At 36.6% G+C, this 14,750-nt stretch carries 13 protein-coding genes; 11 read left to right on the top strand and 2 right to left on the bottom strand.

Annotation, left to right across the window (positions count from 1 at the left end; translation table 11 throughout):
• Window positions 1-84 precede the first annotated feature (84 nt).
• Window positions 85-1,389, bottom strand: a complete 1,305-nt coding sequence (locus R8495_RS06395; RefSeq protein WP_317634652.1) for a glycosyltransferase family 2 protein — start codon at window positions 1,387-1,389, stop codon at window positions 85-87.
• A 457-nt stretch (window positions 1,390-1,846) separates the two neighbouring features.
• On the opposite strand from R8495_RS06395, the gene R8495_RS06390 reads away from it, so the two are divergent.
• From R8495_RS06390 to R8495_RS06355, 8 genes are all read left to right on the top strand, one after another.
• On the top strand, window positions 1,847-3,130 hold the full coding sequence (locus R8495_RS06390) for a hypothetical protein (RefSeq protein WP_317634651.1): 1,284 nt from the start codon (window positions 1,847-1,849) through the stop codon (window positions 3,128-3,130).
• 60 nt (window positions 3,131-3,190) lie between these two features.
• Window positions 3,191-5,128, top strand: a complete 1,938-nt coding sequence (locus tag R8495_RS06385) for a M13 family metallopeptidase (RefSeq protein ID WP_317634650.1) — start codon at window positions 3,191-3,193, stop codon at window positions 5,126-5,128.
• 96 nt (window positions 5,129-5,224) lie between these two features.
• Entirely contained in the window at window positions 5,225-6,298 is a 1,074-nt protein-coding gene (gene serC, locus R8495_RS06380; protein WP_317634649.1) for a 3-phosphoserine/phosphohydroxythreonine transaminase, read from the top strand.
• Window positions 6,298-7,470, top strand: a complete 1,173-nt coding sequence (locus R8495_RS06375) for a phosphoglycerate dehydrogenase (protein WP_317634648.1) — start codon at window positions 6,298-6,300, stop codon at window positions 7,468-7,470. Before serC ends, R8495_RS06375 begins: the two co-directional genes overlap by 1 nt.
• A 73-nt stretch (window positions 7,471-7,543) precedes the next feature.
• Complete coding sequence (gene secG / locus R8495_RS06370; RefSeq protein WP_317634647.1) at window positions 7,544-7,777, top strand: preprotein translocase subunit SecG; 234 nt, start codon at window positions 7,544-7,546, stop codon at window positions 7,775-7,777.
• 83 nt (window positions 7,778-7,860) lie between these two features.
• Window positions 7,861-10,092: a ribonuclease R gene (gene rnr, locus R8495_RS06365; RefSeq protein WP_317634646.1), complete on the top strand. Its 2,232-nt coding sequence runs from the start codon at window positions 7,861-7,863 to the stop codon at window positions 10,090-10,092.
• Window positions 10,076-10,543: an SsrA-binding protein SmpB gene (gene smpB / locus R8495_RS06360; RefSeq protein WP_317634645.1), complete on the top strand. Its 468-nt coding sequence runs from the start codon at window positions 10,076-10,078 to the stop codon at window positions 10,541-10,543. Before rnr ends, smpB begins: the two co-directional genes overlap by 17 nt.
• Window positions 10,544-10,633: 90 nt before the next feature.
• On the top strand, window positions 10,634-12,007 hold the full coding sequence (locus R8495_RS06355; RefSeq protein WP_317634644.1) for an APC family permease: 1,374 nt from the start codon (window positions 10,634-10,636) through the stop codon (window positions 12,005-12,007).
• Window positions 12,008-12,321: 314 nt separating this feature from the next.
• Here the strand turns inward: R8495_RS06355 and thrB are convergent, their stop codons facing one another.
• Window positions 12,322-13,242, bottom strand: coding sequence for a homoserine kinase (thrB, locus tag R8495_RS06350; RefSeq protein WP_317634643.1), 921 nt, complete (start codon window positions 13,240-13,242; stop codon window positions 12,322-12,324).
• Window positions 13,243-13,711: 469 nt separating this feature from the next.
• Here thrB and R8495_RS06345 point away from each other — a divergent pair, with 469 nt between their 5' ends.
• The 3 genes from R8495_RS06345 to R8495_RS06335 are packed head-to-tail and all read left to right on the top strand — an operon-like array spanning window position 13,712 to window position 14,747.
• Window positions 13,712-13,975, top strand: coding sequence for an IreB family regulatory phosphoprotein (locus R8495_RS06345; RefSeq protein WP_317634642.1), 264 nt, complete (start codon window positions 13,712-13,714; stop codon window positions 13,973-13,975).
• The gene (ruvX, locus tag R8495_RS06340) at window positions 13,972-14,397 is read left to right on the top strand and encodes a Holliday junction resolvase RuvX (RefSeq protein WP_317634641.1); all 426 of its coding nucleotides are present in this window, start codon (window positions 13,972-13,974) and stop codon (window positions 14,395-14,397) included. The genes R8495_RS06345 and ruvX overlap by 4 nt, the downstream gene beginning before the upstream one ends.
• 2 nt (window positions 14,398-14,399) lie before the next feature.
• Window positions 14,400-14,747 carry a DUF1292 domain-containing protein gene (locus R8495_RS06335; protein WP_317634640.1) on the top strand — a complete coding sequence of 116 codons (348 nt, stop codon included), beginning with the start codon at window positions 14,400-14,402 and terminating at the stop codon, window positions 14,745-14,747.
• The last annotated feature ends 3 nt before the right edge of the window (window positions 14,748-14,750 follow it).

Here is a 14,750-nt window from a genome sequence, read left to right as displayed (position 1 = left end):
TTTTTTCATCAGCGTTTTTCTTTAAACTCAGACTATAATCGCATGGCTGACCGATTTTTGCAACTTATGTCACAGCCTCTTTTGTTAGGTAGAGTCATTATTTGACTCAATAAGGGAAGACTTTTGGATGATTACCTGTTGGTGATCTTTGGTCTTTTTGATGATAATTTCTTTATCATGAGGTGTGCGGACCCATTTTCCTTGTTGGCGCCAGTTGACGAGGCCCCAGAATTGATCAATTAGATAAGTCCAACTGTAATACGGTAGTCCAAGAAAAATAAAAGTAAAGTATTTTTTCTCAGGGGCATCACGTAGAGTTGCAAAGAATGGGAGGACAATAAATTGGTAAACACCAAAGAAAATTGTGATTCCAGTTGAAGGAATGAGTAAATTAACAACATCTTTTATCACCAAAAATTGCGAGAAATGACCAAAAACAGATGCTAGGGCAGCATACAATAAGGCAATGATAAAAGCAAAGTATTCAACAACCTGTGCCATACTGAATAAGTACATAATTTGATCGATATTACTGAAATTTCCGCTTTTAAGGAAATCCAAGAACAGTTTGTAGAAGTTAGTTAGACAAACATACCAGTGGCCTTTAGCCCATCGAAATCTCTGAACCATTGCAACTTTTAATCGATCAGGTTTTTCATCGTATATCTTAGCGAAATGGTTCCAAAGAACTCTGCCGCGATCTTCAACAATTTGAATTTCCATCTCAAGATCTTCGGTTAGTGATTTGTATTTAAAACCGCCATTCCAAATCAGCCAGTCAATTCGAACTGCAAAACCAGTTCCGCCAATTGAAGCTGGAAGATGAAGGCGATATTTAGCTAACTGAAAAAATCTATTAGTGGTCCAGTAGTTAATGGCGTATCCAGCAGCTAAAATAGAGTTCCAATTTTTAACTCCTAGATATGATTGGATACTTTCTGGTTTGTGATGAGTTAGCCACTGGGAATTAATTTCTCGTAAAATATTGTTGTCGACGTGATTATCTGCATCTAGAATGAATAAAAGATCGTATTTTTTTATTAATTTTTCAAACCCAAGGGCACGTAAAGCATATTGAATTCCACCTGGTTTTCCAACGCCTTCGCGGGGAAATTTACCTTCAATTGTGTCTACGTGCTCAATTCCCAATTCGTCGCAGATTTCACCAGTTCGATCAGTTGAATTATCATTTACAACGATAATTTTATATAATTTCGGATCATATTCAAGATTTTGTAATCCCATTAAAGTATTACCAATTACGGCTTCTTCATTGTGAGCAGCGATTAGAATCAAAAAACGTGCTTGATCAGGCTGGATTTCGTAATCTCTTTTAGGATTTTTAAAACCAAAAAGTGAAATAAAGAAAAGATAAATAAATTGAATCAAAATGACGTAACCAAAGAGACGAAGGAACCATTGAAACAAATAATTGATAAACGATAATTGACGTAAAAATATTGATGCGAAGATTAGAATTAAAATCAGGATTAAAATTAAATGATATTTTTTGATAAATGCCCCTATGTTTTTCATATATGAAGGTTAATTGTTATTGATTATTAACTGGTAATAATCATTCTCCTTTCTAAATAGATTATAATGACCATTTTAAATGGCCCAATTGTGGGGCTACGTACCAGGTATGATTTTCATAAAAGTTCAGTCATAACCTTTCTATTCTTTTGCCATTATCTACTATATAACAATCCTTCGTGATCTCCAATTATAAAACAAAAGAAAATTCTAAAAATTCAATTAAATATGCGAAGTTTTAATTTCAATCTGGTTACAAAAGCAGGAGCATGAAACTATGTGGTAAAATATCACATGTGAGGAGAGTGTGATGAAAAAAAATAATTTAAAAATATTAACTAGCATTGCTGTTTGTGCGGGCAGTTTACTAGCTATCAATAACGCTTCCCAGACAGTCGATGTCAATGCCGCATCTAACCAAGGAGTTGTTCACAGGGCTTCCAGTAAGGATTCAGTTGAGATTTCTTATACAGCTGGTGGTAAAATGATTAGTTTGATTAAGCAGCCAATTTTACTAACTGATCAGCTTAGCGACAGAGAACAAAATTTGTTTAGAGTTAAGAGCTCAGATTTACCTAGTGCGTTAAATCAAATTGAGAATTATGTAAGTTCAGAAAACGGGTTAATTTCAAACCTACAAGTTAAAAGTAAAGGCAATAATGTATCGATCAAGAGTTTAGAATCGATGATGACTGAGGCAGATTTAAACGGTACGGTTAATAGTAACGGTTTTAATCTTCAAGTGCTTGCACGTCTATCTAATTGGGAAGAAATTAGTTTTTCAATTCCAATTGTAATTAGTCAATCCAATCTAAATGTTGACTCTGCGCCTTTGTTGCAATATGATCCAGCTTTTTTGTTGCGACCAATTATTTCTACGAGTAGTCAAGGATTTAGTTTAGTTAGTGGCATGTCAGCTTGGTTTGCAAAACAGGATCGTTCGTTAACTTCGATTCCTTCAGAGAATTGGAAAGTCACTTCGCCTAATGGTATTATTGCAAATAATTATGTTCTTGATGTTTCAAAGCCAGGTAGATATGTGATTAATTATGAAATCACTAATCCAAGATCACAAAAAGTTACTAAGATTTCGCGGATAATTACTGTTTTAAACGAGGGAAAAGGGGAGGACAATTATACTCCAATCTATCAGGCTCGCCTTTACCCAGTTAATAAGGTTGGAGCGGTAGATTACATTCCTAATTATGGAATTATGCTCTATGATGATTTTGGTGACGATGCTAAACCTTTGAATCGTTTTCTTCCTAATGGTTCAAAGTGGCAAGTTTTATATAGCGTTGTCGATGAGCGCGGTGAAGAGTGGTATTGTTTGGGCCAAAATCAGTGGGTTAAGCAACAATATATTAAAATTTATCAGTCGCCAACGTTACCCGCTAAAGATCTAGTAGCAGAAATAAGTAATCCTGCAGGAACTCGGCTTTATAATGGCTATGGAGATTTAAAAGTTTTTTCTGGGCGCGTTTTAGCACCTGGTTCTAAATGGAAAGTTTGTTCCTCAATTTATTTAAGTGATAACTCCTTGTGGTATAACCTGGGAGGAAATCAGTGGATTGAAGCAAAAGATACCAAATAATTTGAATCTCGCATGAAGGAAATCTTTATGCGGGATTTTTTAATAATGAAGGAGTTAGTGATGCAAAAAGTACAAAAAATGATTGGTGGAGCAGGAGATCTTCTTGCAGGTAAAGAGACTAAGGTACAAGATAATCTGTATCTTAATGTAAACGGAAAGTGGTTAGAAACTGCTAAAATTCCCTCAGATCGCCCGAGAACTGGTGGTTTTTCAGATTTAGCTGAGGGAGTTGAAAAAAAGTTGCGGCAAGATTTAGCTGACTTTGCCAAAGATTTGAGCCAGGTTTCAGATTCGAATTTGAAAGAAGCAGTTAAATTTTATCAATTAGCTCATGATTATGATCAGCGTGATCATAACGGAGTTGAGCCAGCAATGGATAACTATAATTTTTATAAAGGTATCAAAGATTTAGCGGACTTGAAGTCAAAAATTAAAAGAGTTGTGACCCAGAGTAATTTTGCTTTGAACTTTTGGGTTTCTCCAGATATGAAAAATACTGCTCGCAACTTGCTTTACGTGGGCGCTCCTTCTTTACTATTACCTGATAAACAATATTATGGTACTGCAAGTGAAGATACATTAATTCCAATTTTTAAGCGAATGAGTCAAAGTGTTTTGGCTTCATATGGTGAATCAGAAGCCAATGCCGAGAAAATTATTCAAAATATGTTGGATTTTGATCATTTACTAGTTCCGTTGGTCAAATCTTCGGAAGAAAAAGCTGATTATACAAAATCGTATAATCCGGTGCCTTTTACTGAGTTTAGCGAAAAAACTTCAGCATTTGGTCTGGGAGATTTAATTACTGAACTTGCAGGTGTTACGCCTGAACTGGTAAGTTTGACTGAACCGCGTTATTTTGATAGTTTGGCACAAGTTTTAAACGAGGAGACTTTCCCTAAATTTAGGGATTGGATGTTGCTAAACACGGCAATCGCTGCAACTCCTTATTTATCTGATCAATTAAGAATTGTCGGTGGTGAATTCGGTCGGGCTATTTCTGGAATTAAAGAAGCAAGTAACCAGGACAAGAGTGCTTATCGGTTAACTAATAATTTCTTTGATGAAATAATCGGAGTTTATTACGGAGCTAAATATTTTGGCCCTAAAGCACGAGCTGATGTTAAGACAATGATTAACACGATGATTAAAGTGTATGAACAACGGCTTCAAGCGAATTCTTGGCTTTCTGAAACGACAATTAAAAAGGCAATTGATAAATTAGAAGCAATTGAATTAAAAATTGGTTACCCGGATCAGCCGCGTAAAATTTATCAAAAGTTAAAAGTTGACTCTAGTTCTTCTCTTTATCAAAACGTTCAGGAATTTTCAAAAATATTGCGGCTTGATAATTTTAAGGACCTTAATCGCCCGGTTGATCGGACACGTTGGGCAATGCCAGGTAACATGGTGAATGCTTGTTATGATCCGCAAGTAAACGATATTACTTTTCCGGCTGCGATCTTACAAGCGCCGTTTTATTCAATAGATCAGACTAGTTCTCAGAATTACGGTGGAATTGGCGCAGTAATTGCGCATGAAATTTCACATGCTTTTGACAATAACGGAGCCAAATTCGATGAATTTGGAAATATGAAGAATTGGTGGACTGAGAAAGATTACGAAGAATTTGAAAAACGCTGTCAGGCAATGATAGATCAATTCAATGGTATTAAATTTGGACCAAGTGAGGTTAATGGCAAGTTAGTTGTCAGCGAAAATGTTGCTGATCAAGGTGGACTTAGTTGTGCTTTAGAGGCAGCTAAAAAAGATGAAAATGTTGATTTAAAAGAATTTTTTGAAAATTGGGGCCGAATTTGGCAGACAAAGGATTCACCTCAATTGGTTGAAATGCTCTTGGCAATCGATGTTCATGCACCTGCGGCCCTTAGAGCAAATGTTCAAGCTCAAAATTTAGACGAGTTTTATGAGACTTTTGATGTTAGCGAAAGCGACGGAATGTGGCTACCAAAAGATCAAAGAGTTGCAATTTGGTAAGTTAGTTTTATTGGCTACTATTAGATTAGTAGTTTTTTTATTGGCTAAACTATGTTACTTTACTGATACGATTAAAAACAGGAAATGGTGATATTTATGGAAAGCTACAATTTTGCTCCGGGACCAGCCGCTTTACCACAAGTTGTTAAACAGGAGCTCATTAATGAATTATCAGATCATCTAGATGATCAATTAAGTATTTTAGAGATTAGTCATCGATCTGATTCTTTTGTCTCTTTGATTAACAAAACGCAGGATTCAATTCGCCGTTTATTTAATTTGGATGATGATTTTGCGGTAATTTTTGTCAGTGGTGGCACGACGATGCAGTTTGCGCTGACTCCCATGAATTTTGCCATTCAGCAAAAAAAAGTTGCAATGATTGATTCCGGTCAATTTGCAAAGAGAGCCTTAACGATGGCTCAAGAAGTTCCTCACGTCCAGGCAGAATTTTTGGACTCGACTAAAGATGATCATTATACGCGATTACCTTTAATTCCCTCAAATATCAATTCAGATCAATACGATTATCTTCATTTAACGATTAATAACACTGTTGAAGGTACTTGCTATCATGAAGGAATGTATCCCGATTTTAACTTGCCAGTGGTAGCCGATATGACTTCTTGTTTGGGTGAAGAAAATATCGATCTTAATCGATTTCAAATGGTGATTTCTTCCACCCAAAAAAATCTTGGGATTGCAGGACTTACAATTGTAATTTTGCGTAAATCCTGGGTCAAAAGCGCTAATTTAGAGTTGCCAACGATCATGCAGTATCAAACATTTATCGATTCAAACTCTTTAGTTAATACGCCGCCGGTATTTCCAATTTTTGCTACAAGTAAAATGCTTGATTGGATTGAAAATAACGGGGGAGTGGCAGAAATGGATCACCGTGCCAGAGAACGTGCTCAACTGCTTTATGATTTTCTAGATGATTCCAAGAAGTATAGCGCTCCCGTTAAAATATCTGACCGATCAATCGCCAACGTCGTCTTTACAACGGGGGATGACCAAAAAGACCTTGATTTGGCATCTCGTGCCGCTAAGGCTGGTCTATATTCGATTAAAGGATATCGTGGATTTGGTGGTCTTAGAGCGTCTCTATACAATGGAATGCCGATTGAAGGTGTTCAAGCTTTAGTTAAATTTTTAGGAGAATATTAATGTATCAGATTAAAACTTATAATGTGATCTCTCAAGCAGGATTGAAAGAACTTACCCCTGATCAATTTGCCTTAAATCAAAGCGATCAGGCAGATGCAATTATTTTGCGATCAGAAAATTTATTAAATACAAATTTTTCAAGTCAAGTTAAAGCAATTGTTAGGGCTGGTGCGGGTTACAACAATATTCCGTTAGATCAAGCAAATGAAAAAGGAATTGCGGTTTTTAATACCCCTGGTGGAAATGCCAACGCAGTGAAAGAACTTGTTTTTTTCATGATGGGAGTTTGTGCAAGAGAAATCTATCCAGCTCTTAATTTTTCTCAGGAAAATATTGGAGCAGATGTTTCTCTCCGAACTGAGGCGAGTAAGAATTCATTTCGGGGAACAGAATTAAAAGATCGTACTTTGGGTGTGATTGGACTCGGTCATGTCGGAAGTCTGGTGGCTAATTTAGGACTAGCTTATGGCATGAACGTAATCGGTTATGATCCTTCGATTCATCCCGACGCTGCGTGGGAAGTTGACCGAGCAGTAAAGCGTGCCAGCAATTTATCTTCCCTTCTAAAAAATTGTGACTATCTGACAATTCATATTCCATACAACGAAGATAATCATCATTTTATCGGAGCATCAAAACTTCAAATGCTGAAAAAAACTGCGGTTGTTATGAATTTCTCTCGTAGTGGTATAGTGGATGATCAAGCTGTTTTAAAAGCTCTTGATCAAAAAGAACTTAAATTTTATTTGAGTGATTTTCCGAGTGCAGAATTAGCTGGGCGCCCAGATGTCTTAATTACGCCGCATTTAGGTGGTTCAACGCGCGAAGCTGAGCATACGGCAGCTCGGATGGCAGTGCGTCAATTAAAAGAATTTTTGCTAAATGGGAATCTGATTAATTCGGTTAATCTACCGGAAATTAATGAGCCTTTTTCAACAGATTATCGAGTTACAATTGTCCATCATAATATTCCTAATATGTTAGGACAGATCTCTTCAATTTTTGGAGATTTTTCGATTAACATTGATCGCCTCAGTAATCGATCGAAGGGAGATTTGGCTTACACAATGGTTGAAGTCAATGATTTTCCATTAGCGAAAAAAGAAGAATTTTTAAAAGCGCTGCAGGCAATTCCTTCAACAATTCGGACTCGTTTCCTAGAGCATCCCTAAAAGGAGAACTGTTGCTCTCGACAAAAATTTCAATTGTGGTATAATTTTATAGAATATTGTTAAAGAGGATATTATGCGAATTTTTCAGATATTATTGATTATCGTTTCAGTTTTAATTGTCATTGCGGTCATGTTACAACCGCAAAAACAACAAGACGCTCTAAGCGCCCTTTCAGGCGGTGGCAGTGATTTATATAATTCCAAAAAATCGCGTGGCTTTGAAGCGTTTATGGAAAAAGTTACGTGGACTTTGGGTGCCATCTTCTTCATTTTGTCGATGATTTTAGTATATATGTCTTCTCATTAAATTTATTTTTAAAAAAGAAAGTTAACGGGAAGAAGGGAAGGGTGATTCAATTGAGTCGCCTTTTTCTTTACCCGAAGGTATTTATGAACGAAAAACAAGTATTAGATAAATTAAGAAAAATAGGCCCAGCGGCTGAAAATAGTGTTATTGACCTGAAAGATATCGGTTTGGACGGTCATGTGGAACAAAAAATTTTAAAGCGTTTGACGGTCCAAAGAAAGATTTACCTGTTAGACGAAAATCATTTAGTTCTTGCGGCGTTAGCTAATGATCTGCATGGGATCTTTAAGGGAACTGATAAAGGATTTGGTTTTGTTGATATAGAAAATATTGAATTATCAGTTTTTATTCCGCCAAACAAAACTCGTTTTGCTTTAAGTGGCGATGAAGTTTCGATTGTATTGACCAATACGGCTGATTTGGCTGCAAATCGCGGAGCAACCGGTTTTGTCGGTAGCATTATTCGTCGTAATAAAACTGAAATCATTGGAGAATATTTAGCAACCACTGATTCTAATCGTTTAGCGCAGGGATACGAGGGATATCTGCGTCCGCTTGATGGCAAGTTAAGTAAGATTCCACTTTATTTGAGAGATCCTAAACACGAGATTAAGCTCCATGATTTAGTGGTTGCTGAAATCACAGATTATCCAACACGTAAACACCCGGATTCTTTTACAGGTGCTATTAAGGAAGTTCTGGGAAATAAAGATGCTCCTGGTGTCGATACACTAAGTGTTTTAAAAGGTTACGACTTGCGCTTAGATTTTCCAGATGATGTATTAAGTCAGATTCAAAAAATTCCTGAGGAAGTTAGAAAAGAGGATTTCGAGGATCGCGCAGATTTAACTGCAGAGACTGTTGTTACAATTGATGGCGATGATTCCAAAGATTTCGATGATGCGGTTGGCTTAAAGCTTTTAGATAATGGGCACTACCTTTTAGGGGTACATATCGCAGATGTTGCGAGCTACGTTTTAGAAGGAAGTGCAATCGATCATGAGGCTTACGAGCGGGGGACTAGTACCTATTTAGTAGGTGAGGTAGTACCGATGCTGCCATTTAAGCTTTCAAATGGGATTTGTTCACTGAATCCTGATGTAGATCGCTTAACGATGACTTGCGAAATGGAAATAGATGGTGACGGTAAAGTTGTAAAGCATCGAATTTTTCCTTCGGTAATTCGTTCTAAGGGACGTTTAACTTATAATCTCGTCAATGCAACTTTTGAAGGCAAAAAAGTACCCGACATTTACGAGAATCTTCGTCCAATGCTTGAACAAATGCGTAATTTGCACTTAATTTTAAATGGAATGCGGATTAAACGAGGCGCGATTGAGTTTGAGGAAAGAGAACCTCAAATTGTTCTTGATCAAAACGGGCATCCGATCGATATAAGGATTAGAGAACGAAAAGATGCTGAAAAAATGATCGAATCATTTATGTTGGCAGCTAATGAAACTGTTGCCAAGGAATATTACGATCGGAAGTTACCGTTTATTTATCGGGTACATGAAGTGCCAGATGAAGAAAAAATTAGCGATTTTCTAAATTTTGCTAACACGTTAGGATTAAAACGCACCGCCGGTCTTGATCCAGAGTCGCCAAAAGTTATGCAATCTATTTTAGAGCAGGCAAAAGGGACAAATGATGAACAAATTGTAATTACTAAAATGCTTCGATCGATGAAGCAAGCTCATTATGCGCGGGAGCCTTTAGGACATTATGGGATTGGGGCCAAATATTACACGCATTTTACTTCGCCAATTAGACGCTACCCCGATTTGATTTCCCATCGTTTGATTCACCAATATTTGACTCAAAAAGACCATCTAGGTGAAGCAGCAAAAGACATTGCTGCTAAAATTGATTCCATTGCTGAGCAAGCATCAGTCCGTGAGCGAGTTTCAGTTGACGTCGAGCGGGATGTAATTGATTTAAAGAAGGCTGAATTTATGGCAGATAAGATTGGTCAGGTGTTCGATGGTGTGATTGGTTCAGCAGTTAGTTTCGGGCTTTTCATTAGTTTGCCAAACACGGTTGAAGGTTTGGTTCATATTTCAACGTTGAACGATGATTATTATAATTTCTCTGAGGATTTATTAGCGTTGGTTGGAGAAAAATCTCGTAAAATGTATCGAGTGGGTCAACCGGTAAGGGTGAAGTTGATTAATGTTAATGTTGATCTTCACCAAGTGGATTTTGAATTAACTAGTGATACTGAGGCGGTTTTAGCTCCAGAGTTTGAAGGAGTGAGTGATTTTACTCATTCAGAAGGTCGACATTTTGTAAAGAAAAATGAAAAAGAAAAATGATGAAAATGTTTTAGCAACTAACCGACAAGCTCGCCATAATTATGAAATTGAAGATACAATCGAAGCTGGAATAGAGCTACAGGGGACCGAAATTAAATCAGTTCGGGCCGGTAAGATTAATTTACGCGATGGTTATGTCTCAATTAAGAATGGTCAAGCAAATCTGAGCAACGTTCACATCAGTGAATATAAACAAGGAAATATTTATAATCATGATCCACTCAGAGTTCGGCGGCTTTTGCTCCACAAAAAAGAACTGAAGCGGCTTGCTAAAGAGGTTGATCAAGATGGGATGACGATTGTTCCTTTGAAGGTTTACTTAAAGCATGGATTTGCTAAGGTGTTGATCGGCGTTGCAAAAGGTAAAAAGAACTACGATAAACGAGAAAGTTTGAAACAAAAAGAACTTAAAAGGGAATTACAAAGAAACTTTAAGCTGAATCAATTTTGATCGGCTTTTTTGTTTAAATTTAAGTTGACATCATCCCCAAATTAAACTATCCTACCCATCGTGTGTCAAAAAATTTGGGGGGTTATTGATGTGTCATTGTGGGAGAAAGTTACCCAAAAAGGTGATGTAAAACAATATTTGAAAAAGGATTTAAAGCTTGAAAAAACTTTAGAGGCTAAAGATTTGTTGGCTTTAGGAATCGGAGCAGTCATCGGAACAGGAATTTTTATTCTCCCGGGAACAGTAGCAGCTACAGCTGCTGGACCAGGCGTGATCTTAAGTTTTCTGATTGCAGCGATTGTTTGTGCTTTATCGGCAATGTGTTATGCAGAATTTGCTTCGGCATTGCCAGTCGCTGGAAGTGCTTATTCATACGGCAATTTAATTTTTGGTCAGATCATTGGTTGGGTGATCGGTTGGGCTCTTATCTTAGAATATATGTTGGCTGTTGCGACAGTTTCAGTGAGCTTTTCTGCTTATTTTAGTGCTTTTCTAAAAGGGCTCAAAATTAATCTGCCTCAAGCAATTTCAGGCCCAATCAACCTTAAGCAGCATACCTATATTAATTTAGTTGCCGTTTTGATTGTTGTACTTATTACTATAATGCTCGCAAGAGGAATGCAGTCTTCAATGAAGATTAATGATTGGATGGTTGTGGTTAAGATTGCTATCATTTTGATTTTTGTGGCAGTGGGACTATTTTATGTTAATCCCAAAAATTGGAAGCCATTTTTGCCTTTTGGTCTTAAAGGAGTCAATGCTGGAGCTGCAACGGTATTTTTTGCTTATTTAGGATTCGATGCCGTTTCTTCTTCGGCGCCAGAAGTTAAAAATCCGCAAAAAAATATGCCGATTGGTATTATCGGTACGCTTTTGATTGCGACGATTTTATATATGGCTGTAGCTACAGTTTTAACCGGCATGATGCCTTTTTCTAAATTGAACGTGGCTGATCCTGCTGCTTTTGCACTTCAATATTATCAATTAAATTGGGTGGCAGGAATTATCTCATTAGGTGCACTTGCTGGCATGTTTACGATGATGGTGACGATGATTTATAGTAGTTCTCGGCTTGTTTATGCAATCAGCCGCGATGGGTTACTGCCTGGTTTTTTAGGTAAAATTAATGAATCTCATTTACCTAACAACAGTTTGATTGCCGTTGCAACTATTATTACTTTGTTGGCCGGTTTTGTTAATCTTAATCAATTAGCAGAATTAGTAAATGTTGGTACTTTAATTGCATTTTCATTTGTCTCGATCGGAATTATTCCTTTGAGGCATCACAAGGATTTGGTTAATGAAGGATTTAAGGTTCCATTTTATCCGATTTTACCAATCCTTTCATTTCTTTTATGCCTTGGTTTAATGACAAAATTGAGACCAATAACTTGGCTAGCAGCATTTATTTGGTTTGTGATCGGCTTAGTAATCTATTTCGGATATGGAATTAAGGAAAAATAATGAAAGGCGTTCGTTGTTAGGGTAAAAGGCGATTAAATTGATGTGAAGGAAAATTCTTAAGTTACAGATTTTAAGGATGATCAAAAAGCATAGTCTATGGAACAGCAGGATTTTCAATCACTGATTTGTTAGAAAATAGATTAAATTAAGCGATAAATTCTAACGGGTGTTTTTGGTGTCGGAAGTGACGTATTTAAAATTTTGTCGAAAATGAGCTTTCAGATGGACTAATGCGTTATGTGGGAGCATTCTTATCTGCAAAGTAGTGATCTTGGTAATTAAAATCAATTAAAAAAGGCTATTTTTTTAGCCTCCTACAGTAAATCTTTGATAAAGTAAAAATCGTCGTCTTCTTCAGTGTCAGTAACACTATAACCGTTAGGTTCCACTTGAAGAATTCTGGTTGAGCCATTAAATGATTCATCTTGGTTAATTAAAGACTGCAGTTTCGTCATTTTTTCTCTTGTTCCGTAAGTGACAATGGTTGGACCAGAACCAGAAAGGTAAGTACCATGAATTCCAATCGTATGGGCGATTTTTCTAATTTGGTCTAATTCAGGGACGAGTTCTTTTCTAAATGGTTCGTGCAATAAATCCATTTCCATCATTCTAAAAGCAGTTCGATAATCTCGATTGTAAAGAGCTGTAATTAACATAATTGATGCTGAATTAGTCCGAATTCCATTCCAAAAAGGAATCTGTTCTGGTAGGGCGTTACGTGAGACTTTAGTTGATAATTTGCGGTTTGGAATGAAAGCAAGGGCATTCCAAATGGGGGTAGGCAACTTTTCACAAATTAATTCTTCTCTTTTGTGAAAATACATTGCACTGATCAGTCCTCCATAAACGATTGGTGCTACATTATCAGGGTGACCTTCAATTGCAACAGCTTTTTTTAGGATCTCTTCGTTTGACAGTTCCATTTTATTAATTAAATTTGCTAATACAATTCCCGCAACCAAAGCGCTGGAGGATGATCCGAGCCCTCTAGCGACCGGAATGTCTGAATGGATAATAATGTGGTGGGGCGTAAGGTCTGGTGCGACTGATAAAGCAGTCTTGACAATATAATTGTGATGATCTGTGGGGATATAACGACCGTTATTATGTTCCACAATCCATTCATCGGTTTCTTCGCCGATTTCCACCGTCAAGTAAAGGTTCAGCGCAATTCCAAGAGTGTCAAAACCAGGACCAAGGTTTGAACTACAAGCAGGGACTTTTATTTTATACATAATCTCTTCATTTCCTAGTAATTAATTTTAGAAGTTATAGCAGAAAAAAGTTCTCTCGATATGTCAAAACCGTTACAAAAAGGAAATTAATGTTAATTTCCGTGGGTTCTAGCTTTTTTTTGGTAAACTGGGATCAGTAGGAAAAAGCCGAAGCAGAGATCCTACTAATACTTAAGTAAAATCAAAATGTTCGATGTCCTGATAAAAATTGAAATGAGTTTAATTTTGTGCCTAAACTAAAAGTAATAGTAAGGGGCTCGGGACATTTAAAAAACGTTCTCTTATATCGAGATGCCTTATTTATCTAATTTAACAAAAGAGTGAACAAAAAACAATAAGAATAAGCAGATTAATAAGTGTTTTTTAGTAGATTTAATGTGGGTAGATTATTCCAACGGGCTATTAACCGTGATATTATAATAGTCTGAGAAGTAAAAAGATATTTTAATGATTCATAACGAGGTGGCAGATGGCTAATTTTGATAGCACAATGCATTTTGAATTTCCAGAGAGTGATTCCAAAAATGTAAAGGAAACTCTAATTTCAGTTTATCAATCGCTGGAGGAAAAAGGGTATAACCCGATTAATCAGATTGTCGGATATCTTGAATCTGGCGATCCGGCCTATATCCCCCGGCATAATGATGCGCGAAACTTGATTCGTAAGCATGATCGAGACGAAATCATCGAAGAATTGGTTCGCAGTTATTTAAAGGATAACAATATTAAATGAAACGTTACATTGGGTTAGATCTGGGGACTAAAACTTTAGGGGTTGCTTATAGTGATTTAATGGGCATTACTGCTCAAAGTTTAGAGATTATTCCAATTGATACGGCTAACAATAATTTTGGGTTGAAGCGATTGCGAGCAATTGTTGAGGAGTACAAGGCAGATGAATTTGTTCTTGGATATCCAAAAAATATGAACAACACAATCGGAGCAAGAGCAAAAGCGACCGAAGATTTTAAGGTATTGCTGCAACAAAAGTTTGCGATGCCAGTTCATTTGATTGATGAACGTTTAACTACAGTAGCTGCTAGTCGGATTTTGGTCGAAAAAGCTGATGTATCAAGAAAAAAGCAAAAGAAAGCAATTGATAAATTAGCAGCTTCATTTATTTTACAAACTTACTTAGATAGGAAGTCTTTTTAGTTATGACAGATGATAAAAATTTTCAAGATCTTGGAGCAAATTTACCAGAAAATGACGAAGATTTTCGTAAAATTGTTTTAGTTGATGACAAAGGAAATACATACGATTACACGGTGTTATTTACTTTTGATTCAGAGGATTACGACAAATCTTACGTTATTATTTATCCAACAAGTGAAGATGAGAGTGAGATTCTTAATCTCGAAGCATATTCTTATACCCTTGACCCAAATGGTAGCGGAACTTTCGGCGATTTGAAGGCTGTTGAGGATGAAAAAGAACTTGATATGGTTGAAGAAGTTCTTAATACTTTTTGGGATGAAAATGGTAACGATGAAGGCGATAGTTAAACG

This window comes from Xylocopilactobacillus apicola (assembly GCF_033095985.1).
In the GTDB taxonomy this organism is placed as follows: domain Bacteria; phylum Bacillota; class Bacilli; order Lactobacillales; family Lactobacillaceae; genus Xylocopilactobacillus; species Xylocopilactobacillus apicola.
The sequence above is the reverse complement of the archived record's forward strand: the minus strand, read 5'-3'. Positions and strand labels throughout refer to the sequence as shown.

What these genes read in the sequence shown, in the direction of transcription:
- secG (WP_317634647.1), top strand. Translation starts at nt 7,544, where the DNA reads ATGCGAATTTTTCAGATATTATTGATTATCGTTTCAGTTTTAATTGTC.
- thrB (WP_317634643.1), bottom strand. Translation starts at nt 13,242, where the DNA reads ATGTATAAAATAAAAGTCCCTGCTTGTAGTTCAAACCTTGGTCCTGGT.
- ruvX (WP_317634641.1), top strand. Translation starts at nt 13,972, where the DNA reads ATGAAACGTTACATTGGGTTAGATCTGGGGACTAAAACTTTAGGGGTT.
- R8495_RS06375 (WP_317634648.1), top strand. Translation starts at nt 6,298, where the DNA reads ATGTATCAGATTAAAACTTATAATGTGATCTCTCAAGCAGGATTGAAA.
- R8495_RS06390 (WP_317634651.1), top strand. Translation starts at nt 1,847, where the DNA reads ATGAAAAAAAATAATTTAAAAATATTAACTAGCATTGCTGTTTGTGCG.
- R8495_RS06385 (WP_317634650.1), top strand. Translation starts at nt 3,191, where the DNA reads ATGCAAAAAGTACAAAAAATGATTGGTGGAGCAGGAGATCTTCTTGCA.
- serC (WP_317634649.1), top strand. Translation starts at nt 5,225, where the DNA reads ATGGAAAGCTACAATTTTGCTCCGGGACCAGCCGCTTTACCACAAGTT.
- R8495_RS06345 (WP_317634642.1), top strand. Translation starts at nt 13,712, where the DNA reads ATGGCTAATTTTGATAGCACAATGCATTTTGAATTTCCAGAGAGTGAT.
- rnr (WP_317634646.1), top strand. Translation starts at nt 7,861, where the DNA reads ATGAACGAAAAACAAGTATTAGATAAATTAAGAAAAATAGGCCCAGCG.
- smpB (WP_317634645.1), top strand. Translation starts at nt 10,076, where the DNA reads ATGAAAAAGAAAAATGATGAAAATGTTTTAGCAACTAACCGACAAGCT.
- R8495_RS06335 (WP_317634640.1), top strand. Translation starts at nt 14,400, where the DNA reads ATGACAGATGATAAAAATTTTCAAGATCTTGGAGCAAATTTACCAGAA.